At 42.4% G+C, this 24,412-nt stretch carries 23 protein-coding genes; 15 read left to right on the forward strand and 8 right to left on the reverse strand.

Annotated elements, in window-relative coordinates; translation table 11 throughout:
- Positions 1-8: 8 nt before the first annotated feature.
- From G5B30_RS00395 to mraZ, 3 genes are read right to left on the reverse strand one after another with little or no spacing between them, the layout of a single operon-like run.
- Positions 9-419 carry an FtsL-like putative cell division protein gene (locus tag G5B30_RS00395; protein ID WP_165317974.1) on the reverse strand — a complete coding sequence of 137 codons (411 nt, stop codon included), beginning with the start codon at positions 417-419 and terminating at the stop codon, positions 9-11.
- Positions 420-433: 14 nt separating this feature from the next.
- Entirely contained in the window at positions 434-1,351 is a 918-nt protein-coding gene (rsmH, locus tag G5B30_RS00400) for a 16S rRNA (cytosine(1402)-N(4))-methyltransferase RsmH (RefSeq protein ID WP_165317975.1), read from the reverse strand.
- On the reverse strand, positions 1,344-1,817 hold the full coding sequence (gene mraZ, locus G5B30_RS00405; RefSeq protein WP_165317976.1) for a division/cell wall cluster transcriptional repressor MraZ: 474 nt from the start codon (positions 1,815-1,817) through the stop codon (positions 1,344-1,346). The genes rsmH and mraZ overlap by 8 nt, the downstream gene beginning before the upstream one ends.
- A 246-nt stretch (positions 1,818-2,063) precedes the next feature.
- Between mraZ and aspS the strand changes: the two genes are divergently transcribed.
- From aspS to G5B30_RS00425, 4 genes are all read left to right on the forward strand, one after another.
- Complete coding sequence (gene aspS, locus G5B30_RS00410) at positions 2,064-3,815, forward strand: aspartate--tRNA ligase (protein ID WP_165317977.1); 1,752 nt, start codon at positions 2,064-2,066, stop codon at positions 3,813-3,815.
- A 57-nt stretch (positions 3,816-3,872) separates the two neighbouring features.
- The gene (locus tag G5B30_RS00415) at positions 3,873-5,264 is read left to right on the forward strand and encodes a lactate utilization protein B (protein WP_165317978.1); all 1,392 of its coding nucleotides are present in this window, start codon (positions 3,873-3,875) and stop codon (positions 5,262-5,264) included.
- Between the two features lie 269 nt (positions 5,265-5,533).
- Positions 5,534-6,055 carry a KdsC family phosphatase gene (locus G5B30_RS00420; protein ID WP_317164296.1) on the forward strand — a complete coding sequence of 174 codons (522 nt, stop codon included), beginning with the start codon at positions 5,534-5,536 and terminating at the stop codon, positions 6,053-6,055.
- A gap of 1 nt (position 6,056) precedes the next feature.
- Positions 6,057-6,659 carry a Maf family nucleotide pyrophosphatase gene (locus tag G5B30_RS00425; RefSeq protein ID WP_165317979.1) on the forward strand — a complete coding sequence of 201 codons (603 nt, stop codon included), beginning with the start codon at positions 6,057-6,059 and terminating at the stop codon, positions 6,657-6,659.
- Here the strand turns inward: G5B30_RS00425 and G5B30_RS00430 are convergent.
- Both G5B30_RS00430 and floA read right to left on the reverse strand, forming a co-directional pair.
- A complete protein-coding gene (locus G5B30_RS00430) occupies positions 6,652-9,246 on the reverse strand; it encodes a cation transporter (protein ID WP_165317980.1) in 2,595 nt (864 codons plus the stop codon). The genes G5B30_RS00425 and G5B30_RS00430 overlap by 8 nt on opposite strands.
- 722 nt (positions 9,247-9,968) lie before the next feature.
- Positions 9,969-10,952, reverse strand: coding sequence for a flotillin-like protein FloA (gene floA, locus G5B30_RS00435; protein WP_165317981.1), 984 nt, complete (start codon positions 10,950-10,952; stop codon positions 9,969-9,971).
- Between the two features lie 282 nt (positions 10,953-11,234).
- On the opposite strand from floA, the gene G5B30_RS00440 reads away from it, so the two are divergent.
- The 3 genes from G5B30_RS00440 to lpdA all read left to right on the forward strand — a co-directional run bounded on the left by G5B30_RS00440 (position 11,235) and on the right by lpdA (position 14,974).
- Positions 11,235-12,836: a response regulator gene (locus G5B30_RS00440; protein WP_165317982.1), complete on the forward strand. Its 1,602-nt coding sequence runs from the start codon at positions 11,235-11,237 to the stop codon at positions 12,834-12,836.
- Between the two features lie 73 nt (positions 12,837-12,909).
- Entirely contained in the window at positions 12,910-13,446 is a 537-nt protein-coding gene (locus tag G5B30_RS00445) for a plastocyanin/azurin family copper-binding protein (RefSeq protein WP_165317983.1), read from the forward strand.
- A 121-nt stretch (positions 13,447-13,567) separates the two neighbouring features.
- The gene (lpdA, locus tag G5B30_RS00450; RefSeq protein ID WP_165317984.1) at positions 13,568-14,974 is read left to right on the forward strand and encodes a dihydrolipoyl dehydrogenase; all 1,407 of its coding nucleotides are present in this window, start codon (positions 13,568-13,570) and stop codon (positions 14,972-14,974) included.
- 53 nt (positions 14,975-15,027) lie between these two features.
- On the opposite strand, the gene G5B30_RS00455 is transcribed toward lpdA, so the two are convergent.
- Entirely contained in the window at positions 15,028-15,324 is a 297-nt protein-coding gene (locus G5B30_RS00455; RefSeq protein ID WP_165317985.1) for a DUF3817 domain-containing protein, read from the reverse strand.
- Positions 15,325-15,480: 156 nt separating this feature from the next.
- On the opposite strand from G5B30_RS00455, the gene G5B30_RS00460 reads away from it, so the two are divergent.
- The 8 genes from G5B30_RS00460 (at position 15,481) to trpA (ending at position 22,381) form a co-directional block, all read left to right on the forward strand.
- Positions 15,481-16,851 (forward strand): dipeptidase, encoded by a 1,371-nt coding sequence (locus G5B30_RS00460; protein ID WP_165317986.1) that lies wholly within the window; start codon positions 15,481-15,483, stop codon positions 16,849-16,851.
- Between the two features lie 135 nt (positions 16,852-16,986).
- A complete protein-coding gene (locus tag G5B30_RS00465) occupies positions 16,987-17,631 on the forward strand; it encodes a lysophospholipid acyltransferase family protein (RefSeq protein WP_317164297.1) in 645 nt (214 codons plus the stop codon).
- Positions 17,632-17,755: 124 nt separating this feature from the next.
- Positions 17,756-17,977 (forward strand): DUF2795 domain-containing protein, encoded by a 222-nt coding sequence (locus tag G5B30_RS00470; protein WP_017258669.1) that lies wholly within the window; start codon positions 17,756-17,758, stop codon positions 17,975-17,977.
- Positions 17,978-18,067: 90 nt separating this feature from the next.
- A complete protein-coding gene (locus G5B30_RS00475) occupies positions 18,068-18,523 on the forward strand; it encodes a hypothetical protein (RefSeq protein ID WP_165317988.1) in 456 nt (151 codons plus the stop codon).
- A 243-nt stretch (positions 18,524-18,766) separates the two neighbouring features.
- A complete protein-coding gene (gene trpD / locus G5B30_RS00480) occupies positions 18,767-19,753 on the forward strand; it encodes an anthranilate phosphoribosyltransferase (protein ID WP_165317989.1) in 987 nt (328 codons plus the stop codon).
- Between the two features lie 62 nt (positions 19,754-19,815).
- On the forward strand, positions 19,816-20,439 hold the full coding sequence (locus G5B30_RS00485) for a phosphoribosylanthranilate isomerase (RefSeq protein WP_165317990.1): 624 nt from the start codon (positions 19,816-19,818) through the stop codon (positions 20,437-20,439).
- Positions 20,432-21,616 (forward strand): tryptophan synthase subunit beta, encoded by a 1,185-nt coding sequence (gene trpB / locus G5B30_RS00490; RefSeq protein WP_165317991.1) that lies wholly within the window; start codon positions 20,432-20,434, stop codon positions 21,614-21,616. Before G5B30_RS00485 ends, trpB begins: the two co-directional genes overlap by 8 nt.
- Entirely contained in the window at positions 21,617-22,381 is a 765-nt protein-coding gene (trpA, locus tag G5B30_RS00495) for a tryptophan synthase subunit alpha (protein WP_165317992.1), read from the forward strand.
- Positions 22,382-22,399: 18 nt separating this feature from the next.
- On the opposite strand, the gene G5B30_RS00500 is transcribed toward trpA, so the two are convergent.
- A complete protein-coding gene (locus G5B30_RS00500; RefSeq protein ID WP_165317993.1) occupies positions 22,400-23,287 on the reverse strand; it encodes an energy transducer TonB in 888 nt (295 codons plus the stop codon).
- A 93-nt stretch (positions 23,288-23,380) separates the two neighbouring features.
- A complete protein-coding gene (tsaD, locus tag G5B30_RS00505; RefSeq protein WP_165317994.1) occupies positions 23,381-24,382 on the reverse strand; it encodes a tRNA (adenosine(37)-N6)-threonylcarbamoyltransferase complex transferase subunit TsaD in 1,002 nt (333 codons plus the stop codon).
- Positions 24,383-24,412: the final 30 nt, after the last annotated feature.

Raw genomic sequence — 24,412 nt, forward strand, 5'->3', positions numbered from 1 at the left:
TTATTATCTTATTTTTTTTCCTTCAACACCTCCAGTTTGATCGGCGGCTCCAGGCGCTCTCCCAACCCCAAGCTGTCAGCTCGCTTCGCTATCTCCGTCTGTGTTGTTAATTTCATAAGCTCCGCAGACAAAGATTTATAATCCCAACTGAGTTCTTTCACCTCTCTCCCCAGTCTATCTATTTTCCGCACCGTACGTTCCGCCAAATGCCTATTCGATATATAAACCAGCCCCAACAAAGCTAAAAATGCGGCAAAAGGAAGATTCCGCGTCACCAGATAGGTAGAAAGCTTCCCCGGAGACAGTATATTTTTCAAAAAGTTCTGCGTCTCCTCCACTTTTTCCTCTACCGCATCCGACATTTCTGTCTGGATATCCTCACTCAATTCCTCGTTTCGAAATGTATTCTTCCTCGACATTTCTGCTCCTTATTTTAAGCTGTACCTTTTTTCTCCGCTATCCTCAGGCGTGCACTTCGGGATCTTGTATTTTCCTCCAGTTCCTTCGATCCAGCGGTGATGGCTTTTCTACTTATCACTTTAAACGGTTTAATCTCATTTCCATAAAAGTCTTTTTCGACCTCCCCTTTAAATTTCCCTTTAGCCATGAAATTCTTGACCAACCGATCTTCCAAAGAATGGTAAGACATCACCACCAGCCGCCCATGTACTTTCAACAAGGGCACCGTTTGTATTAAAAAGTCCTGCAACACCTCCAACTCCCTGTTTACTTCTATGCGCAGCGCCTGAAAAACCTGTGCATGATACTTATGCTCTTTCCCTTTCGGCACCTGTCCCTTTATTACATCTTTTAGCTCGGCTATCGTACGGATAGTCTTTGTCAGACGAGCGGTCACAATAGTCTTTGCCAGCGATTTCGCGTTTTGTACTTCCCCATACATCCCGAAAATACGATGCAATTCCCCTTCGCTGTAAGTATTTATCACTTTGCCTGCATCTAAATCGGAAACCTGATCCATACGCATATCTAAATCTGCATCGAACCGGGTCGAAAACCCTCTTCCTGCATCATCAAATTGATGCGAAGAAACACCCAAATCAGCCAAGATCCCATCTACTTGCTGCACACCGTGCAAACGCAAACTATTTTTCAAATACCCAAAATTTTGATGAATCAGCACAAAGCGATCGTCATCAATAGCATTATTCAATGCATCGGGATCCTGATCAAACGCAAACAACCTACCTTTTGGCCCCAAATGTTTTAAAATCTCACGCGAGTGCCCCCCTCCTCCAAATGTTACATCTACATATGTCCCCTCAGGCTGAATATGCAAGGCCTCCACGCACTCCTGAAGCATCACCGGCACATGATAAACCGCATCACACATCTGCCCCTCCTCCAAAATCAAAGTTTCCCATCACCTGTTCAGCCAGATCCGAAAAGTCTTCTTCAGAAATCGAATTCATCTGTTCTTCGTATTTGCGCTTCGACCACACCTCGATTTTTTCCAGATTGCATGCCAGCACCAACTCTGAATCCATCTCCGCGTACTCCAACAGATTTTTGGGCAACAGCACACGTCCGGCAGCATCCAACAGCAATTCCGTCGCTCCACTGGTAAACTTCCGCACAAACTCTCTATTCCGGACCTGAAACTGGTTCAACCGAGACAATTGTCCCAATATTTTATTCCATTCTGCCCGAGTATATATCACTAAATTTTTCTCGAAGCCACGATTCACAACAAGCCCTTCACGCTCCACGTCCGGCAATTGCCTTTTGAGCGCTGCAGGAACCACCATTCTTCCTTTGGTGTCCAACTTGCATTCGTATTCTCCAATCAAATAGTTCATTAGCCTATATACCTAACTTAATCTTATGTAAAAGTATACACTTTCTCCCACAATCCCCCACAATCCCCCACAAAAAAGTTTTCCACATCGAATATCTACTACAAAAGCCTCTTCAGATCACATTATGAAAGAGGTAGAACCTGTTTTTATAATAAATACTTTCTTCATTCTGTCTTAAATCCAATATTTTTGCAGGATAGACCTGCCTTAAGTGGTAGGCTTTTACTTTTAACTTTTACTTGATATATGTACAGAAGTCACAATTGCGGCGAATTACGTCTTACCGACATACACAAAGAAGTAACCTTAGCAGGCTGGGTTCAAAAGTCCCGGGACAAAGGATTCATGATCTGGGTGGATTTACGTGACCGTTATGGGATTACCCAATTAATTTTCGATGAAGAACGTACAGACGCTACTGTCATGCAATTAGCGAAATCACTGGGGCGAGAATTTGTCATACAAGCAAAAGGTATCATACTGGAAAGAGAATCCAAAAACCCGAATATACCGACGGGAGCTATTGAATTACTGGTCAAAGAGCTTGTTGTTCTCAATGCGGCCCTTTTGCCTCCGTTTACGATCGAAGACGAAACCGATGGAGGTGAGGACATCCGCATGAAATATCGCTATCTTGACATCCGCCGCACCCCCGTAAGAGACAACTTGCTGTTCCGTCATAAAGTCACACAGGAGGTACGCAACTATCTGTCCGCCTTAGATTTCTGCGAGATTGAAACACCATATCTCATTAAGTCTACACCAGAAGGTGCACGCGACTTCGTTGTACCCTCCCGTATGAATCCGGGTCAGTTTTATGCCTTGCCCCAATCGCCACAAACATTCAAACAATTGTTAATGGTCGGGGGCATGGATAAATATTTTCAAATCGTGAAGTGCTTCCGGGACGAGGACTTACGTGCTGACCGTCAGCCGGAATTTACACAGATAGACTGTGAGATGTCTTTCATTGAGCAGGAAGACATATTAAACGTTTTTGAAGGGCTGACACGTCATCTCTTAAAAGAGACACACCAGATCGAAGTTGATAAATTTCCACGTATGACATTTGATGAAGCGATGCGCACTTATGGAAATGACAAACCGGACATTCGCTTTGGGATGGAATTCGGCGAACTTAATCCTGTTGCACAACATAAGGATTTTGGGGTATTCAATAATGCCGAACTTGTCGTCGGCATCGCTGTCCCGGGAGCGGCTAGCTACACGAGAAAGCAAATCGATGAGCTGATCGATTGGGTCAAACGCCCACAAGTCGGTGCATTGGGCATGGTATATTGTAAATACGAAGTCGACGGATCGTTCAAATCTTCTGTCGATAAGTTTTACGACCAAGAAGATCTGGCCAAATGGGCAGAAATCACAGGCGCAAACCCTGGCGATCTCATCCTGATATTATCTGGCCCGGCTGATAAAACACGTTCTCAACTCAGTGCCCTACGTATGGAACTCGGTAACCGGTTGGGCTTGCGTAAGCCGAACGAGTTTGCACCGCTTTGGGTGGTCGACTTCCCGTTGTTGGAATGGGATGAAGAAACACAACGTTTTCACGCCATGCACCATCCGTTCACTTCTCCTAAACCGGAGGATATGCATCTTCTGGACACCGATCCGAGCAAAGTACGCGCTAATGCCTATGACTTGGTATTGAACGGCAATGAAATAGGTGGAGGCTCCATCCGTATTCACGATAAAGAAATCCAAGCGTTGATGTTTAAGCATCTGGGTTTCACGGAAACTGAGGCACAGGAACAATTTGGCTTCTTGATGAATGCTTTCCAGTACGGTGCTCCACCACACGGTGGCCTAGCCTTTGGACTCGATCGATTGACAGCCATTCTCGGCGGTCAGGAAACGATACGCGACTTCATCGCCTTCCCGAAGAACAATTCGGGACGTGATGTGATGATCGATGCCCCAGCGGCAATTGATAAAACACAACTAGATGAATTGAGCTTAGCTTTGCATGTAAAATAGTACGAGCAAAAGGAGCACGGTTTTTGCGCATCTTTTGAAAAAGAGTAGATTTACCTCATGGCCCAGCATCTTGCAGAGAAGTTTTTAAAAGACAGTGCGGCAAAGTCCCTTGACTCACAACAACAGCGCATTCTTAAGGATAATATAGATCGCTATGAACATGTTTTCACCATTGCAAAAAATAAGTTCCATGATTTATCGAATACCAAGAAAAAAGCCAACTTCCTCAAATGGAAGGTCATTGAGAACTTGGACCGTTATCTCGTGGAGTTTGAGTCCAATTTCATCAAGCGCGGAGGTAAGGTAATCTGGGCAAACGACGCAGCTGAAGCACGGGAAGAGATCTGGAAGATCGTTGAACGACAAGGAGCGAGCACCGTTATAAAGTCCAAATCGGCCGTTGCAGAAGAAATTGGAATTTATTCTTTTCTGAAAGATCAAGGCGTAGAAACCATTGAAAGTGACATTGGTGACTATATTGTCGATTTAGCAGGCCAAAAGCCCGCTCATTTTGTCACATCGGCAATACATCTGGGCCAAGATGACATAGCGCGATTATTCCACGACAAGTTCGGGACATCACCGGACGCATCAACCACAGAATGCATTGCCAAGGCTCAGGAGGACCTCCGTCAAAAATATACAGCCGCGGATATCAGCATTACGGGAGCCAACTTTCTGGTGGCCGATACGGGTAGCATTGCGATCACGGAGAACGAAGGTAATGTACGGTTGACTACAACTTTTCCTAAGATACATATCGCGATAGTGGGCATCGAAAAAGTGATCTCGAGTTTAAATGATCTCGACTTATTCTGGCCCTTGTTGGCCTCACATGGAACAGGGCAAAATCTAACAGCATATAATTCGATTATCAGTGGCCCCCGACAAGCGCACGAAACGGACGGACCAGAAGAAATGTATGTCATCCTGATCGATAATGGAAGAACCAATTTATTGGCACAAAAAGAACAACGACAAGGGCTCTACTGCATACGTTGTGGAGCTTGTGTCAACGCCTGCCCAATTTACAAACAGATCGGCGGACATACCTACAACACGACATACCCGGGGCCAATAGGTTCCCTGATAACTCCACATCTCAACGGGTTGAGAAAATATAAACATCTTTCATACGCTTCCACTTTGTCTGGAAAAAGTGCCGAGGTATGCCCTGTAGGCATCGACATCGAAAAAATGTTGCTGCTCAATCGGCGAGATGCCGTACAAAAAGACCTCACATCTGCTTCCGAAAGAAGAAGGTGGAAGGTATTTGCCTATCTCGTGGGCAAAAGAAAATGGTTGGATCTGTTTGGGGGGAAATCTAAGAACTTTTTGACCCGTCTTTTATTCCGAAAAGCTTGGGGACCCCAGCGTGATCTTCCGCACTTTGCGGAAGAATCTTTCTCCAAACAATGGGAGAAAAATCAGTCTACCAAAATTCGGTAAAAACAAAACCTTGGCGATGGGCGCCAAGGTTCGTTACTAACCAATTATAAACCTAAATTATGAAAAGACTACTTTATAAATCACAACCCATTTTCCTGAATTGTTGCTACAAATTTACGCCAACATTTCTCATCTGTCAAGTGTTTAGAATGAAAAGTTGTTATCACAACTAATTTGTGACAATGGGATGAAAATAACTGTTTAAACAAATAAACTTCTGGCGATTTTGAGTAAATGATATCTCCACTTTATTAACTACTTTTGTAGGTATGATGTTTCTGACCCGACTTAAAGCTGTTAGATATATTTTTCTTGACGTAGATGGTGTTTTGACCAACGGACAGATTTTAGTCACCGAGACTGGCGAACAACTCCGTACTTTCCACGTCAAGGATGGCTATGCTATTCAATATGCGGTCAGGGCCGGACTTTTTATCTTCATTATCACGGGAGGAAGATCATTAGGTGTACAAAAACGTTTTGAAGCATTGGGTGTCACGGAGATCCACCTGGGCATATCCGACAAAGCCGCCGTATTGGAGAAGCTTCGGGGCAAATATAATTTTCAGGCTCATGAATGCCTATTTATTGGCGACGATATGCCTGATTATACCTGTATGCGTGAAGTCGGAGTAGCCGTTTGCCCTGCGGATGCAGTCGAAGAAATCAAGGCTATATCTCATTATGTATCGACCAAACGTGGAGGAGAGGGCGTTGTACGGGATATACTGGAAAAAATCATAAAACTTCAGGGAAATTGGCATCCCGACACGTATATCAAAAGCCTATAATATGCTTATAGACACGCTCAAGAATATACCCATCGTATTAGGTTCGCAATCGCCAAGACGCAAGGAGTTATTGGCCGCTATGGATATTGATTTCGACGTTGAAGTTTACCCCGTAGAGGAGAAAATCAATTCGAATCTATCACCCGACGCTATCGCCATTGATATTGCACGAGCCAAACTAACGGCGTTCGACAAGGCAGCGTATGCGACAAAGCTGGTTATTACCGCCGACACCATTGTCGTAGCACCTAATGGACAGGTTATAGGCAAACCGCATACAGAGCAGGAAGCGATAACCATGGTAACGAGTCTTTTGCTCAACACACATCTTGTCATCACAGGTGTGGCCCTGCAATATAAAGCGACAGTTGTCAGTTTCGCTGAAACAACCAAGGTGCAGTTTGCACCTTTATCCACGGATGAAATACGGTATTACATCGATAAGTACAGGCCTTACGATAAAGCAGGCGCATACGGTATACAGGAATGGATCGGACGAATCGGTATAGACACTATAACAGGCAGCTTCGAAAATGTCATGGGACTACCGACACAGCGTCTATACCGAGAATTGAAAAAGCTATTCGATTGCCCGGCTATTTGATGTGATATCTCACGCCTGTATAAAACATGCGTCCGGTTAGCGGCCCCCATAATAATCCCGTATCAAAATAATCTCCAAAAGGATCATCAAAAGCAAGAATAGGATTTTTTTGATAATAATTGGATAGGTTTTCACCACCCACGTAGATATCAAAATTTTTATCCTTACCCAAAGACTTACTTATTTGTGCATTCATGGTCACATAGGCCTGAGAATAGGCTGGCAACTGATATTCCACCGGATTGTCGACTGTTGAAGGAAGACGTTTTTGGCCTACCATATTGAGGGTATAATCAAAACTCCAGCCGCTATGCAGATTATAGGCCAGATTCATAAATCCCCGATGTTTTGCCGTCAGCGGTTTCTGCAATCGCCCACTACTATAGTCTGTTTCCACATCCAACATACGATAAGCCATACGTGTTTCAAAATGTCGAGCCGGCATAAAACGAAACTCAGCCTGTAGGCTGTTCGAGTACGATTTTCCATCCAGGTTATAAAACGAAACAGTCCGGGAATCCTCATAGTCAACAACCACCTGATTTAAGAAGTTGTTGTGGAACAATTCTACCGAAACACCAGACTCTCTGCCAAATAGTTGGAAATTCTGATCCAGGGTAAGGCCGGTATTCCAGGAAACTTCGGGTTGAAGGTTATAAGCCGTGCCCGACGTTTGGTAAGAAGCGAAATCTATGTTTCTGCTAGAAGCCAAAACACTGATATTCTCGGCAAAGATATTTGCCGTACGTTGCCCGCGACCTGAACTCAACCGTAGTGTCGTGCCACTCACCGGAGTATACCGCAAGACGGCCCGTGGTGTGGTAAACCAGCCGTATAAAGAGTTATAGTCTTGTCTTAACCCCAATACTGCATCAAATTTTTCAGATGGACTGAACGTATATTCTGCAAACGCTCCGGAAACAACCTCTTTACGGTCATAATTAAACGCATTAACCTCTTCCTGATAGTCGTCATAACTGACCGATGTACCCAATTTGTATTTGTGCGCGACAGAGCCCAGAACATCTTGGAAAATTAAATTCGCATACCCACTGCGCTGATCACTGTTATAGGTATTCTGTCCAAAATAGCTATCTTGTGTATAGTTAGATCCTGACAATTGCAAACCAATACTTCGCAATCTATTTTCCGGAAAAACATAACCAATCTTTGCAAAGCCTTCAATCCGTTGGTTATCAAATCCTATCCCGTATTTATTCCTCGTCAATCGATCCGTATCTTTGTTAAAATCGATTTCACCGCCCGTGCGGTCATCTTTTAGATACTTCACACCAAACTGAATGATCGTGCCTTTGCCATTCTCATAATTCCATCTGTTTATCCCCGAAAAAAGATTACCCACCGGCACATCCCTAAAGCCGTTCTCGCTGAAATTCATATTCTTATTATACATGAAGTTATCATGTAGGAGAAAACCGACCGACCAATCCGAGTTGATTTTATGGGCTAGGTTAAGGTTAATATCCGTGCGTCCCATATTATTCGCATAGGCATTGAAAAAGAGCTTTTCGGAATTTTGCGGCTTTTTTAATTCGACATTAATCTGCCCTGCCATATTCTCGAAACCGTTCACGACCGACCCAATACCTTTGCTAATTTCGATCGAGTTGATCCAGGTACCCGCGATACTATTTAAACCTAATGGGGTAGCAAATCCCCTCGGACCAGGAAGGTTTTCCACCGTAAGTTGTGTGTATATCCCACTTAGACCCAACATCTGGATCTGTTTACTGCCTGTCACAGCGTCATTACTCACCACGTCTACCGAAACATTGGTTTCAAAACTTTCACTCAAATCACAGCAGGCAGCTTTAAATAATTCACGCGCTGTCAAGACTTCCACACGTGTGGGTGTCAATGCATCAATATATGTTGATTTTTTCTTTCGAGAAACTACGACTTCAGACAAAACATTATTTTGGGCATGTACGACCAATACTTCGTGCAGATCTTTCACCTCAATGGTATCGGACTGCATACCGGCGTAGGAGAATATCAGATTTTTATTACCCTTTTCGTGCTTTATTTTAAATACACCATTTTCATTAGAGGTCTCCCGCCGTATCGGATCTTCCAACCACACCACATTAACGCCGACGATAGGGGTTAAATCCCCTTTCCCACTTTCGTTGACCACTACGCCTGTGATAATATGGTCATGCTTATCGTGATCATGTTCCTCCCCTTCCGTAGTACTATATTGATGTTCTCCGGAATTCTTGTCTTTATCAAGCCTTTCATAAAGGCAACACTCATGCAACTTTTCATACACCTCATCCGGCGCACGAAATAGCGGTGTATCATGACCAGCATGTGCTATCGATTGCTGTATTGCCGCTAACGACGTTTTTTCATAATTATATTTTACGGTAAGGCGGTGTGTCTTCATATCCCAAACCGCTTTTTCAACACCATCTAATGTTGCTGCGTTTTCAATTCTCTTCTTACACAATCCACAGTTACCGGCCACATCAAATACTGCCGCGCTATCTGTTTGCGCATATGTAAATCCAGTTGATCCTAAAAAAAATACGATAAGTGCGAAGCTATATATTGTTACTTTCATTTTCTCTTATTTCTTGTTATTCTTACATAAAAATATTGTTGACAATACATACCGTATCATCAATTTCTACGATCAAAAGAGAAAAATCCTAAATTCTAAAAATACAATGATGTAAATAGATCGGCGGAGAGGAGTTTGTAAAAGCGAATATAGGCGTTAATGACCTATATGTTTTCTGTGGAGAAGGAAATGAAAAGATATCCTGCATCCATGGAATTATCCGGATGGCCGGATCAAGTGTTAATGTTCTGTCTTTGGTATAGGAAAAGACCTTCTCGGAGAGTTGATCGAATTTAAACTCCATATCATCACAGCTCCCATCTCGACAATTCTTTTTTGGATCTTCGTTATCTCGCTGTGTTTGGTGGCAAAATGGGCACGCATCATGAATAGAATCTACTTCAGCGACAGCCCAAAGCACATTACCAGCGCATCGATGTATTTGAAAAGTGATTCCAAAGGACACCGCCACATAACACATACATAAAAAGATGACAAAAATCTTTTTCATTTGTGACAAAAATAATAATAAAAGCAGTTTACTATCGTTATTTTTATGTCAAACTTTTATTACTGACCATTTTGGAGGACCCTATAATGATTAACAACATCTTAAACACACCATTCGGCATTCTTGGTGCCATTATCTTTTTAGTCATCTTTGCCATTCTATTATTAAAACTGAATAGCGTGATATTAAACAAGTTGGACTAAAAATGTTTCTATTGCTTGTCTTTATTATTGCCTTTCGGGTTTGAGATCGATGATCGCATATCCGTATCTGCCTGAATATTTTGCATTTTATAGTAGTCCAATACACCTAAGTTACCGCTTCGGAAAGCTTCTGCCATAGCTAATGGCACCTGTGCTTCGGCTTCGATAACTTTTGCTTTTGCTTCTTGAGCCTTGGCTCTCATCTCTTGCTCCGTAGCTACCGCCATTGCACGACGCTCTTCGGCTCGGGCGTTCGCGACTTTCAAATCAGCTTCCGCCTGATCAGTCTGCAGTTTAGCCCCAACATTTTCCCCGATATCTATATCTGCAATATCTATCGAGAGAATTTCAAAAGCCGTACCTGAATCCAGTCCTTTAGCTAGTACTGTTTTTGATATTCGATCTGGGTTTTCTAACACCTGTTTGTGATCTGCCGATGATCCTATCGTTGTCACAATTCCCTCCCCTACACGCGCCAGAATAGTTTCCTCACCCGCACCGCCGACCAACTGGTTAATATTAGCCCGCACCGTTACCCGCGCTTTGGCAATAAGCTGGATACCGTCTTTCGCCACAGCAGCGACCGGAGGCGTGTTTATGACCTGTGGATTTACAGACAATTGTACAGCATCGAACACATCGCGCCCCGCCAGATCTATCGCTGTTGCCAATTTAAAATCCAGAGGGATATTAGCTTTATCTGCCGATATGAGCGCCTTAATAACTTTATTTACATTGCCACCTGCGAGATAGTGCGTCTCTATCTCATTTGAAGTAATACGTAGCCCTGCCTTAGTCGAGGTAATCATCGCATTTGTCACTAAAGCGGGAGAAACCTTACGAAGTCGCATTAACACAAGATTGACCAAACTTATCCTTACATTAGATAGTTGAGCGGTAAACCATAAGTTTACCGGTAATAAATAAAGCAGCAGAAAGAAGGCTATCACACCTCCCACAATGGACATAATAAGTGTAATTTCGTGAGTCATATCAATACAAGTCGTTAATTTTTCCTAAATATATTAATTAAAATTTACTTCTCCCATTTTTTAAACGAATAAGAGAGCATAAGCAAGACTATATTTATCACGAAAGAAGTACAAATTTTCATTTGAATTGACCTTCTAAAATATTATCTTTATCGATAATTTAAACCAGACATCTACCATTTTAACTATAATTGATTTTTTGCTGGTTTCGTTATTTAGATTAAGGGCGAATTAGTAGTTTCGTAGTATAATAAAAAGCAACCTTACTTGAGATAGTATGGCATGAAAAATATCAATCTTTTAATATTAACCGATACCGAAGAAAACATCGTTGGTTTGCAAGCTTCGTTGGCCCAGATCGAATATCTTCATGTTATTTGCTCAACCGATCCGAACGAGGCATTTAAAATTTGCAAAAAAGATGACATAGCGATTGCGTTGATTGACGTACAAACTCCCGAGATAACAGGGCTTGAATTTGTTTCTTTACTAAAGGTAGATCCCAAAACTTCTTCTATCGTAGCCATTATGATAACAGATCAGGCTAACAACGATAAATTCCTCATTCATGGAGTAACGGATTATTTGTATAAGCCATTAAATCCAGAAATTACGATCCTTAAAGTCAAATCCTTTATCAAACAAATCTATATCGGGGAAGAGATTATTCAAAAAGAGCAGGAGCTTGAAGACACAAAAAAAGCATTAATTCAAGCCCATCAAGCCGCTGAAGACGCCCGCATGTCAAAGGAAATTTTCTTGGCAAACATGAGTCATGAAATTCGAACGCCTATCAACGGAATAGTAGGTATAGTCCATATGCTCAAAAATGCTAATCTAAGTCAAGAACATCAAGATTGGATCAACAGACTAGAGATAGCATCCGATTCGCTGCTACTTATTATTAACGATATCCTGGATATTTCAAAAATCGATTCAGACAAACTAAAGATTGAAATGGAGGAATTTCATCTCGAAAGCCTTCTTATGGATGTCGAAAAGTTTTTCCGTGCCAAGGCCCTTGACAAGCAAATCGATTTCAAAGTAGATGTCGATACCAATCTTCCCCAATATGTCAAATTTGACCCTTTGCGGCTACAGCAGATTATCTCAAATTTTGTTTCAAACAGTTTAAAGTTCACGGATCAAGGTGAAATATTACTTTCTGCAATAAATCAAGGTAAACAAGACAACCGCGTCAAGATCAAGTTTACTGTTAAAGACACCGGTATTGGGATTAAGCCAGACGCAGTTGAAAAAATATTTTTAGCCTTCGAACAGGGTGATGATGGCATAACCAAGAAATTTGGCGGTACTGGACTGGGTTTAGCTATCGTTAAAAGATTAGCCAAGCTACTCCATGGTGAAGTATATGCCGAAAGTGAGTTTGGGTATGGTTCTCAATTCTCATTTGTGGTAGAAATGGAAGAAGTACATAGGCCCGAAAATGTAAAAAGCCGTAAAGATTTCCTCTATAACCAGTTGCCTAAGTTGACAGGACTGCATGTACTCATCGCGGAAGACAACGACTTGAATAGCTTTATGGTATCCCATATGCTAAGGACATGGAATTGTCAAGTGACGATGGTAAGAAACGGCCGGCTCGCTTTGGAGGCTATCGATAAGGCTACTTACGACGTGATATTGATGGATACACATATGCCTGTGATGAGCGGTTTCGATGCTATCAAGCAAATCCGGGCAAGCTATATCGAGCATGTCCGTAAAACACCAATCATTACCATATCCGCATCCGTATTGGATCACGAACAAGAAGCTGCTTTTAAAGTCGGTGCTGATGAAGTGATTGGAAAACCCTTTAATCCTGTCGAGTTATACAACAAGATTATCAAGGTCTGTCGTTTAAATATAGAGGAAAGTTAATAATTATACCGTTATGATACGATTCTTTAATAAAATGCTGTAACTTTATACCAGTTAACAAAGATTAAAAGCAATGAAAAAATTATTTGTAATTCCATTTTTAGCAGCTGGATTAATATTTGTTGCGTGTAACAATGCATCCAACTCCAATAGTAACGACAGTCAGACAACTGCTACCGAAGAAACTACTGAATCCACCGACGTTGAGTCTGTTCCCGGTATTGAGAATGTAGCTTTGTCGAATACATGGACCATTGAGGGCAACGACCAAATGAAATTCAACATTGACTTAATGCGTGTCAAAGCAGGAGAGCCTGTGGAGGTCACCTTAAAGAATGTAGGAGAAATGCCAAAAGAGTCGATGGGACACAATTTTGTAGTACTTCAACCTCAAGTAGATTTACCTACGTTTGGTGGGGAGGCAGCAGCAGCAAAAGATAACGATTATATTCCAAAATCTTCTTTATCTTCTATCGTTGCACATACGAAACTTTTAGGCCCAGGCGAAGAAGATAAAATTACTTTTACCTTAGAAAAAGGCGTTTATCCTTTTATCTGTAGTTTCCCTGGACACTACAGTGTCATGCAAGGAAAAATTGTAGCTGAATAAGTCAACATTTTATTATAGTTAGATACAAAACCGTCTTCTATGTTTGGGCTGTCAAATGTAGAAGACGGTTTCTTTTTCGCTATAGAAGTCTTAACTTAGCAGCAAATTTAAATTCACAAAGATGCAATATGATGTTATAGTAATAGGTAGCGGCCCTGGAGGTTATGTTGCCGCTATCCGTTGTGCCCAGTTAGGGTTGAAAACAGCCATAATAGAAAAATACAGTTCTTTTGGCGGAACGTGTCTGAACGTAGGCTGTATTCCGTCTAAAGCACTATTAGATACGTCCGAACATTATCATAACGCCAAGCACGCCTTCGGCGAGCACGGTATCTCCTTAGATAATCTGAACATAGATGTTAAGAAAATGATCGCTCGCAAAAATGAGGTCATTGCTCAAAATACAGCCGGTATTTCGTTTCTTTTTAAAAAGAACAAGATAGACACCTATGAAGGGGTCGGTTCCTTTGTCGACAAAAACACCATTAAGATTACCAAAAAAGATGGTAAGGCAGAAGAAATTAAAGGAAAAAATGTCATTGTCGCCACGGGTTCTAAACCTACCGCTTTACCTTTTCTTCCTATCGATAAAAAGAGAATCATTACATCCACAGAAGCATTAAACCTCACAGAGGTTCCTAAACACCTCATCGTCATAGGTGGTGGTGTCATCGGATTAGAGTTAGGATCCGTATATGCACGCCTAGGTGCAAAAGTATCTGTAGTTGAGTTTGCGAAATCAATTATTAGCACGATGGACAGCGGTCTGGGAAAAGAACTACAACGCGTACTCAAAAAATCGCTTGGTATGGAGTTTTTCCTTGGACATAAGGTCACGGGAGCGACGACAAAGGGCAAAAAAGTAACCGTAACTGCGGAAGACAACAAAGGACAGGCTGTTTCTTTTGAAGGAGACTATTGTATCGTGTCAGTAGGACGAGTAGCTTATACCAGAGATTTAGGCTTAGAGCATATAGGCATCACCCCCGAAGAAAGAGGTAATAAGATCCCCGTCAATGCACATTTGGAGACCGCTGTAGAAGGGGTATATGCTATTGGCGACGTCGTGAAAGGTGCTATGCTTGCGCATAAAGCAGAAGACGAAGGCACATACGTTGCGGAACGTATTGCGGGCCAAAAACCACACATTGATTATAACCTGATTCCGGGTGTTGTCTATACTTGGCCAGAGGTGGCGTCTGTCGGACAGACGGAAGATCAACTGAAAGAAGCTGGCAAAAAGTTTAAGACCGGATCATTTTCGTTTAAAGCATCTGGCAGAGCCAAAGCTTCAGGAGATACAGACGGTTTCATCAAAGTGTTAGCTGATGCCGATACGGATGAAATTTTAGGGGTGCATATGATAGGACCGCGCGCCGCAGATATGATTGCAGAAGCAGTTGTCGCTATGGAATACCGAGCATCTGCCGAAGATATCGGACGCATCTGTCATGCCCATCCGACTTACACCGAAGCATTTAAGGAGGCAGCCTTAGCGGCGACAGCTAACCGGGCGATACACGCTTAATTACCCTCACGATAAACTGTAAGTTCTTGGATATTTTTCGAAGAGCTTACAGTTTACCCCCTATAACCTAAAGCGATTTCTCGTTTCACATCCCGCTCAATCCAAAAAGATATTACAGGTATTACGGATAGCACAAGATACTTGACTACCCGAGAAAGTTTCCAGTTATAACTTTGCCAGCACATAATCAGGAAAATCAAAAAAAGTACTACCAGAAAGCCGTGGATGGATCCGGCTATGCGAACGGCCTCAGGAACGTCAGCAAAATATTTTAACGGCATAGCAATAAAGAAAAGAATAACAGTCGAAATCGCTTCCCAAAGAGCGATTTGTTGGAAGATCCGTAACATATTATTTTACAATGTTTGATGTGCTCCAAAAATAACCGAATTATTAACAAGAGAAGAACAGGAATACTGAATTGACCTTCCACTGACAATAAACGCCATTTATCCTTATTTCCACGGTTAGGGGGATTTCACTACCTTTGAAAAAAATAAATTGACATGCAGAAAATCAAAGACTATGTAGAGGCGCATAAAGAGCGTTTCTTGAACGAATTATTTGAATTATTGCGTTTTCCATCGGTCAGTGCAGACCCCCAATTTAAGGAAGGTGTACTCCATACTGCGGAATATGTTGCTGAAAAACTGAAAGAAGCAGGTGCGGATAACGTCGAAATATGCGCCACGGCTGGCTACCCTATCGTGTACGGTGAGAAGATCATCAACCCGTCTTTGCCTACGATCTTAGTTTACGGACACTACGATGTACAACCCGCCGACCCACTCGAACTGTGGGAAACTCCTCCTTTCGAGCCCACGGTCCGCGACGGGAAAATTTATGCGCGCGGCGCTGCCGATGATAAGGGACAGTTCTACATGCACGTAAAAGCCTTCGAATATATGGTTCAAAACGATCAATTGGCATGCAATGTCAAATTCATGATCGAAGGAGAAGAAGAAGTAGGCTCTGCCAACCTTGGCATTTTCGTTCGGGAGAATAAAGAACGGCTCAAAGCTGACGTCGTAGTCATCTCGGACACCTCCATGATTAGCCTGGAGACACCTTCATTAGAAACCGGTCTTCGGGGCCTATCTTATGTAGAAGTGGAAGTCACTGGTCCAAATCGTGACCTGCACTCGGGTGTTTACGGCGGAGCAGTCGCCAATCCGGCCACCATCCTTGCACAAATGATTGCTTCATTACATGATTCGAACAACCATATTGCTATCCCCGGGTTTTACGATGATGTCGTCGAACTGACAGCTGAGGAACGAAAAGCACTAAACGAAGCCCCTTTTGATATCGAAGAATACAAAGCGGACTTGGGGGTCAATGAATTATGGGGCGAAAAAGGCTATACAGCTATCGAACACACCGGAATCCGCCCGACATTGGAAGTAAATGGTATTTGGGGTGGATATATCGGAGAAGGTGCTAAGACAGTCTTACCGTCCAAGGCCTATGCAAAGATTTCGATGCGATTGGTACCGAATCAAAGTTCTGAAAACATAACGGCGCTGTTCAAAGCACATTTTGAAAGCATAGCACCTAAATCGGTGACTGTAAAAGTAAAACCGCATCATGGCGGAGAACCTGTCGTCACACCAACAGATAGCGCAGCTTATAAGGCGGCCGAGCAAGCACTGCAGGAAACATTCAATAAAAAACCTATACCTACACGTGGTGGCGGATCGATTCCTATTGTAGCTCTATTTGAGCAGGAACTGAAAATTAAAACCGTCCTTTTAGGTTTTGGCCTGGACAGTGATAATTTACATTCCCCAAATGAAAAATACGGCATAGAGAACTATTTAAAAGGTATCGAAACTATTCCATTGTTCCATAAGTATTATGCTGCATTAAGCAAATAATAAAATGTAATGGCACGATTTCTAAGAAAGACCCATACGATACTCTATTTTGCATCGGTTCTATTCTATTTTATCCTCGCCTTTCCAATTTTATATTTCTATACTAGAAACTCAAAAAAACACTTTAGACAAATTGTGTTTTTTAGAAAATGGATAAGTGTGTTTGCGACCACTACTGTGGGAGTACGTTTTAAGGTACGGGAAGAAGTGCCGATAGATTGGGACAAACCTTATGTGATTTGTCCCAATCATACTTCCATTTTAGATATCACTGCGCTTAATTACGCTTGTCCCCGTCCCTTCTCGTTCATGGGCAAGATCGAATTACTTAAAAATCCAGTTACCCGTATTTTCTTTAAAACGGTAGACATTGCCGTGAATAGAAACAGCAAGATATCTGCATTCAAAGCATTTAAAAGAGCAGATACCCTCGTTAAAGAAGGGAAATCCGTCGTCATCTTCCCCGAGGGAAAAATAGACGACGAGTATCCACCTTGCTTGCATAAGTTCAAGTCGGGTTCTTTTCGTATAGCTTTGGAAAATCAAGTCCAGATTCTTCCCGTCGTCATCCATGATGCATGGCGGATATTATGGGACGACGGCATGAAATTTGGATCTATACCGGGCACTATCCACATCAGCATTCTTAAACCTATCGACACAAAAAATATCGGACCTCAGGAACACGAGATACTACAACAAAAGGTATATACCGATATGCAATACCACTGGAGCACCTTCAATCTTCACAAAAATGTAAAAAACACAAACACAAAATAATATAAAATGCTGATTTATAGAAATATAACTCAGACTCCTCTAAAATAAATACAAATGTCTTGATTTAATTAAATTAAATGCTATTTTTGCGAAAAAAGGTAAGAAACTTTTAATTTGTAAGACTATGTATTGGACTCTAGAATTAGCATCACACTTGGAAGACGCGCCATGGCCTGCAACGAAAGATGAACTAATCGATTATGGCATTCGTTCTGGTGCTCCAGTAGAGGTGATCGAAAACCTTCAGGCTCTGGAGGATGACGGAGAGCCTTATGAGAACATCGAAGAGATTTGGCCCGATTATCCAACAAAAGATGACTTCTTTTTCAACGAAGACGAGTATTAAAAACGTTATAAAAATCGCACTTTTTGGAGTGCGATTTTTTTTGTACATTAATCCTTTCTTTTAGGTCCGAGTCTGACCAATAAACGAGTTATGCGAATGTTATTGTCACTTATTTTTTTATTAGGCCTCTCTTCCGTACAAGCACAGGACGTGAAACCCCAGGACGATTCAAAAAATAAAACTATCATACAATCTTTTATTGCAGATCTCGCTGATAACAATAAAGCCATCGACGTCATTTTAAGTCAACATGTTCTTGTCCAGCATCCCTCCGACGAACTATATGACTACCTGGAGGCCAGCCTCATGGAAATCCGCATCAATCTCATGACAAAAAGAATAGAAGACATCGCGTATACTCCCTACAGCAACATGCCTCCTAAGGAAATCAGAGATGTCGATCCAGAGGGGTTATGTACGCATAACATGTATTTCCTCCATCACAAAAAACGCCAGATGTTGGCCGTCTATGTGGAAGAAGGTAAAATAGGATCTTTTACGTTAGTTTCTAAAGGTGGCAACAAAGCCCATTTTGTGCGGTATTAACCTTTTGGTTATGAACAGGAATCTAATTAATTCAAAAACTCCCTTGCTATTTTAAAAAACTTATAGGATATTTGCTTTCAGCCGTTCAAAAATGAAAGATCACGTATTAAATAGAGCATTGTGGTGGTACAACAGTTAATGTTGTGGCGGATACCTATTAGCTTGAATGAATACAGACAAAAAATAATAGGCTTGCCACGGAGGTAAGCCTTTTTTTATGGATAATGGTTTTGACTTAAAAAAATGAAAGAAATATTAAGACATCTGTTCGAATATAAATCGTTCTCCCGAAAGGAGGCTTACGAAATCCTGACGAATATTGCCACCGGCAAATATGACTCCCATCAGATAGCAGCGTTTATGACAACCTATGGCATGCGCAGTATCCGGGTTGAAGAATTAGGCGGCTTTCGTGATGCGATGTACGACTTGTGTCTCAAAGTAGATTTCGATGGTTACGACCTGATCGATATGTGCGGAACAGGCGGTGACGGCAAAAACACCTTTAACATTTCAACCTTAGCCTCGTTTGTCGTAGCCGGAGCAGGATATCACGTAGCGAAGCATGGCAATGTCGGTGTATCTTCGGGTTGTGGTTCGTCCAATGTTATGGAACATTTAGGTTACACATTCACCAACGACAAAGACGCCTTGCATAGACAATTGGAGCAGGCCAATATATGCTTTCTCCATGCACCGCTATTCCATCCTGCCATGAAAACGGTAGCACCCATCCGTCGGGCATTAGGCGTCAAGACTTTTTTTAACATGCTCGGACCTTTGACTAATCCGGCCAATCCTAAATTTCAGTCTGTTGGTGTGTTCAGTCTCGAGCTCGCCCGGCTGTACGGCTATCTTTATCAGACGACAACAAAACAATACAGTATTATCCACGCGTTGGACGGTTATGATGAAATATCGCTAACAGGAGACTTTAAAATCATTAATAACGCTGGAGAAAGCTATTATACGGTCGATGAATTAGGTTTTGAACCCATTGCTGCTGCAGATTTGGCGGGAGGTGACGATGTCGAAGACGCAACCCACATTTTCAAACAAATCATCGATGGTAAAGGCAACGCACAACAGAATGCAGTGGTACTGACCAATGCGGCTTTTGCCATCAAAACATTCCATCCCGAAAAGACGTTTGGCGATTGTTATTACGAAGCCGAAAGCTCCTTGTTGGGCGGAAAGGCGGCAAACAGTTTAAAGAAATTGATTAATTAGTATTGCGATTTGCGAAGAAGAGTTCGATACATGCGGGCACTGATCACTGAAAACTAAGAAAAATGCGGGCACTTAAAATCAAAGTATGTGGAATGACCCAGCCGGCCAATATCGCCGCAGTTGCCGCATTGCCGATCGATTACATGGGGTTCATTTTCTATCCGAAATCAGCACGGTTTATCGACAGGCCCAATACAGGATCAGTAGGCCACACCATCAAAAAGGTAGGAGTATTTGTGAACGAAACAGCAGATCATATCGCACAAAAAGTAGCTGAAAGCGGCATCGACGCCGTACAATTACATGGTAATGAAAGTGTTGAGTTATGTGCGAATTTACAAAAACAAGGACTTGAAGTGATTAAGGCATTTGGTATTGACGAGAACGTTAATTGGTCCGCTATAGCCCCCTACCTCGCTGTAGCTGACTACTTTCTCTTTGACACCAAGAGTCCACAGCATGGTGGTACGGGGCAGACCTTTGACTGGAAAAAACTCAAAGAATATCCTTATAAAAAACCCTATTTTTTGAGTGGTGGCTTATCTTTGGAAAATATACAGGAAGCAGCAACTTTTAATGACAAACGGTTGATCGGATTGGATCTGAATTCTAAATTCGAGACCGCACCGGGATTAAAAAATATTGAAACGTTAACACAAGCATTGAAAATTATAAATAATGAGTAAATATCAGGTAAACAGCAAAGGATATTATGGACCATTTGGCGGAGCGTATGTTCCGGAAATGTTGTATCCCAATGTGGAAGAATTACAAACGCAATATTTACAGATTATGGAAGACCCATCTTTCAAAGAAGAATTTGATCAACTTTTGAAAGACTATGTAGGTCGACCCTCTCCTTTGTATCATGCAGAACGTCTCTCCAAGCGGTACGGTGCGACAATCTTTTTGAAGCGGGAAGACCTAAACCATACAGGTGCTCATAAAATCAATAATACCATCGGACAAATCCTATTGGCCGAACGATTGGGCAAAAAACGTATTATTGCCGAAACTGGTGCAGGGCAGCATGGTGTAGCAACTGCCACCGTATGTGCGCTGAAGGGCTTAGAATGTGTGGTTTATATGGGTGAAATCGATATCCAACGTCAGGCCCCCAATGTCGCGCGTATGAAAATGATGGGTGCCCAAGTAGTCGCCGCAACTTCGGGGAGTAAAACCTTAAAAGACGCGACGAACGAAGCGTTGCGCGACTGGATCAACAATCCGGTAGACACCCACTATATCATCGGCTCTGTGGTAGGCCCTCACCCCTACCCGGACATGGTCGCTCGCTTCCAGTCCATTATTTCAAAAGAAACGAAGAACCAGCTGCTCGAAAAAACGGGAAAACCCAATCCCGACATCGTCATGGCTTGTGTGGGTGGAGGCTCCAATGCCGCAGGTATGTTTTATCATTTTCTGGATGAAGAAAATGTTAGAATAATCGCCGTCGAAGCCGCTGGACTCGGTGTAGATACGGGCGAAACAGCCGCTACAACGGCTTTAGGCCAGGAAGGTGTCCTACATGGAAGCCGCTCCATATTGATGCAAACTGAAGATGGACAGGTTGTCGAACCCTATTCGATTTCAGCAGGATTAGATTACCCCGGCATCGGACCACAACATGCCTGGTTATTCCGATCCGGCCGGGGTGAATACGTCAGTGCTACAGATGATGAAGCTATGCAGGCAGGACTCCTGTTGACACAGTTAGAAGGCATTATCCCCGCTATCGAGAGCTCACATGCGTTAGCTCATCTCGAAAAGATGAAATTCAACGGCGATGAAACTGTTGTGATCTGCCTGTCCGGACGGGGGGATAAAGACCTGGACAATTATATGAAGTACTTTAACTTGTAAATGTCAAAAACAATGCAACTCAATAAACACACAAACGGATTACTATCTATATATTTTACGGCTGGCTATCCTACTTTAGACAGCACGGTACAGATCGCAAAAACTTTGGAAGAAGCCGGTGTTGATTTTTTAGAAATCGGATTTCCCTACTCCGATCCGGTAGCAGACGGGCCAGTCATTCAACATAGCTCGGAAGTCGCTTTAAAAAATGGCATGACACTCAAGGTACTGTTTGAACAGCTAAAAGATCTGCGTAAACACGTGTCTATCCCAGTATTTTTAATGGGATATGTCAATCCTGTTATTCAATATGGTGTAGAAAATTTTTGTAGGTCCTGCAAAGAAGTTGGTGTTAATGGCACCATCATTCCAGATCTACCGATGTATGAGTATGAAGAACTCTATAAAGGTGTTTTCGAAGAAAATGGTATTAGCAACATATTTTTAGTTACACCACAGACTTCAGAAGATCGTATCCGTAAAATCGATTCCCTATCATCCGGATTTATCTATCTTCTTTCCTCCAATGCGACGACCGGAAAAAATCTTCAAGTGGAAGATAAAGCGGAAGCCTATTTCAAACGCATCAAGGATTTAGATCTGGATAACCCATTCGTTATCGGATTCGGTATATCCAATAAAGAAACCTTTGCCAAGGCTACAACTTATGCCAATGGTGCCATTATAGGATCTGCCTTTGTTAAACTATTGGCCGAAGAAAATTACCTGGAAAGGATTCCTGACTTCATAAGAAGTTTCAGGTAGAGCTCATGAGCTCTACCTTTAATTCTGCGTAATACTTAGTCGAATAGGTAACGTAAAAGCTACGCGTACCGGGCGACCATTCTGAACACCTGGATTCCACTTTTTTGCTTTCTTTAGCAGATGCACGGCAGCTGTTCCGGTTCCATATCCCATATCTTTAACTACCTCAAAAGAAGAAAGGCTACCATCCTTTTCTACGACAAAGGCAACTTTAATGATGCCTTTAGCTCCGCTGTCAAGAGCACCTTGCGGAAAATTATAGTTATCCGCTACCCATTGCACAAAAGCTTTCATTCCACCAATAGGTTCCGGCATAATTTCCACACTCGTAAACGTACCGTTGCCATCCTCCGGTCCTGTGAGACTCCCATTTACTAACCCCCGGCCTCCGCCTGCTTTCTTTTCCTTACCGAACGTGCCCTTTGCTATAAGTTCACCACCTTTTACACCATCCATTGTCAAATTGGCCGGCAACTTCTTCTTGTCAAGAACGTCCTCTGTCGCCACCATATCTTCATTGGTCAATGATTCATCGGTCGCGTTGATCTCCGTAAATTTAATCAAATCTTGCGCGGGCACATCCTGTGCAACTTGCTGCGGCTGTTCCTCCGTTGGCGATTTGGGTTGTTCTATTGGCTTTTCAATTTCGAGAATTTCATCTGGCTGTATTTCTACTATCATCACCTGTTCCTGTGTTTTTTCAGAAGGATTATTAGGATGATTGTTTTGGAAAGCATAGGCCACTCCACATAGACCCAACACCGCAGCAGTCACGATACCTAATGCCCAATTTGTGGCCTGGGGTCCAACACGACGCAATTCATAAGCTCCATAGGCCTTGTTACGATCTGCAAAGATGATATCCAACCATTCCTTTGCATAAATATTTGAATTTGTGAAAAACATAATGGAATATATTTTAAGGTTATTTCATGCTCGTTTATTACAGGATGAAATCCCACGATATTTTCCATAAGTATTTGTTCCGAGTGAACGTTCCTATACATGCATCCGCGCGAGAGGCGCCACATCCTGGCCGACAAAATCACCCCTACGGAATTTATGATAACCGGCAATAGCTATCATAGCTGCATTGTCCGTACAATATTCAAACTTGGGGATAAAAACACGCCACGCATGCCGTTCGCCCATTTCCATCAACGCTTGACGCAATCCCGAGTTGGCCGACACCCCGCCCGCAATCGCGATATCTTTTACACCCGTTTGTTTGGCAGCCTGTTTTAATTTATTCAACAAAATAGTGACGATACGATATTGTACCGAAGCACAGATATCATCGATATTGTCTTTCAAAAAGTCCGGGTTCTCTTTGAGTTTGCCTTGTACCATATAGAGAATAGCAGTCTTCAGTCCCGAAAAACTGAAATTTAGATCGGGTATTTGTGGTTCAGGAAGCTGGAACGCAAGTCTGTTTCCTAATTGCGCATGCTTATCAATCAAAGGTCCTCCCGGATAGGGCAGATTCAATATTTTTGCTGTCTTGTCGAAAGCTTCTCCTGCAGCATCATCCAATGTTTCCCCCAAGAGCTCCATATCAAAATAATCCTTCACCAAAACAATCTGCGTATGACCGCCCGATACCGTCAAACAAAGAAAAGGGAAGTCAGGCTTGGGCTCATCAATAAAATGTGCTAAAATATGAGCCTGCATATGATTTACCTCAATTAGAGGGAGTTGTCTGGCCAACGCAAAGGCTTTCGCAAAAGAAGTTCCTACTAAAAGAGAACCTAATAATCCCGGACCACGCGTAAAAGCAACCGCATCTATATCATTTTTTGTAATTTTGGCCTGTTGAATAGCTTGGTCTACGGTGGGGATAATATTTTGCTGATGGGCACGTGAAGCCAATTCGGGTACTACACCTCCATATTTCGCATGAATTGCTTGACTCGCAATAATATTTGACCTAATTTCGCCGTCTATACATATAGAAGCTGAAGTTTCGTCACATGAGGATTCTATTCCAAGGATAACAGCCATCTGGGAAGTAATTTTTAAGGATACAAAAAT

The sequence above is a fragment of the Sphingobacterium sp. SGG-5 genome, assembly GCF_011043525.1.
GTDB lineage: Bacteria > Bacteroidota > Bacteroidia > Sphingobacteriales > Sphingobacteriaceae > Sphingobacterium.

Excerpts from the sequence above, each read along its gene's own strand:
- G5B30_RS00395 (WP_165317974.1), bottom strand. The coding sequence starts at position 419 with ATGTCGAGGAAGAATACATTTCGAAACGAGGAATTGAGTGAGGATATC.
- rsmH (WP_165317975.1), bottom strand. The coding sequence starts at position 1,351 with ATGTGTGATGCGGTTTATCATGTGCCGGTGATGCTTCAGGAGTGCGTG.
- mraZ (WP_165317976.1), bottom strand. The coding sequence starts at position 1,817 with ATGAACTATTTGATTGGAGAATACGAATGCAAGTTGGACACCAAAGGA.
- aspS (WP_165317977.1), top strand. The coding sequence starts at position 2,064 with ATGTACAGAAGTCACAATTGCGGCGAATTACGTCTTACCGACATACAC.
- G5B30_RS00415 (WP_165317978.1), top strand. The coding sequence starts at position 3,873 with ATGGCCCAGCATCTTGCAGAGAAGTTTTTAAAAGACAGTGCGGCAAAG.
- G5B30_RS00420 (WP_317164296.1), top strand. The coding sequence starts at position 5,534 with ATGATGTTTCTGACCCGACTTAAAGCTGTTAGATATATTTTTCTTGAC.
- G5B30_RS00425 (WP_165317979.1), top strand. The coding sequence starts at position 6,057 with ATGCTTATAGACACGCTCAAGAATATACCCATCGTATTAGGTTCGCAA.
- G5B30_RS00430 (WP_165317980.1), bottom strand. The coding sequence starts at position 9,246 with ATGAAAGTAACAATATATAGCTTCGCACTTATCGTATTTTTTTTAGGA.
- floA (WP_165317981.1), bottom strand. The coding sequence starts at position 10,952 with ATGACTCACGAAATTACACTTATTATGTCCATTGTGGGAGGTGTGATA.
- G5B30_RS00440 (WP_165317982.1), top strand. The coding sequence starts at position 11,235 with ATGAAAAATATCAATCTTTTAATATTAACCGATACCGAAGAAAACATC.
- G5B30_RS00445 (WP_165317983.1), top strand. The coding sequence starts at position 12,910 with ATGAAAAAATTATTTGTAATTCCATTTTTAGCAGCTGGATTAATATTT.
- lpdA (WP_165317984.1), top strand. The coding sequence starts at position 13,568 with ATGCAATATGATGTTATAGTAATAGGTAGCGGCCCTGGAGGTTATGTT.
- G5B30_RS00455 (WP_165317985.1), bottom strand. The coding sequence starts at position 15,324 with ATGTTACGGATCTTCCAACAAATCGCTCTTTGGGAAGCGATTTCGACT.
- G5B30_RS00460 (WP_165317986.1), top strand. The coding sequence starts at position 15,481 with ATGCAGAAAATCAAAGACTATGTAGAGGCGCATAAAGAGCGTTTCTTG.
- G5B30_RS00470 (WP_017258669.1), top strand. The coding sequence starts at position 17,756 with ATGTATTGGACTCTAGAATTAGCATCACACTTGGAAGACGCGCCATGG.
- G5B30_RS00475 (WP_165317988.1), top strand. The coding sequence starts at position 18,068 with ATGCGAATGTTATTGTCACTTATTTTTTTATTAGGCCTCTCTTCCGTA.
- trpD (WP_165317989.1), top strand. The coding sequence starts at position 18,767 with ATGAAAGAAATATTAAGACATCTGTTCGAATATAAATCGTTCTCCCGA.
- G5B30_RS00485 (WP_165317990.1), top strand. The coding sequence starts at position 19,816 with ATGCGGGCACTTAAAATCAAAGTATGTGGAATGACCCAGCCGGCCAAT.
- trpB (WP_165317991.1), top strand. The coding sequence starts at position 20,432 with ATGAGTAAATATCAGGTAAACAGCAAAGGATATTATGGACCATTTGGC.
- trpA (WP_165317992.1), top strand. The coding sequence starts at position 21,617 with ATGTCAAAAACAATGCAACTCAATAAACACACAAACGGATTACTATCT.
- G5B30_RS00500 (WP_165317993.1), bottom strand. The coding sequence starts at position 23,287 with ATGTTTTTCACAAATTCAAATATTTATGCAAAGGAATGGTTGGATATC.
- tsaD (WP_165317994.1), bottom strand. The coding sequence starts at position 24,382 with ATGGCTGTTATCCTTGGAATAGAATCCTCATGTGACGAAACTTCAGCT.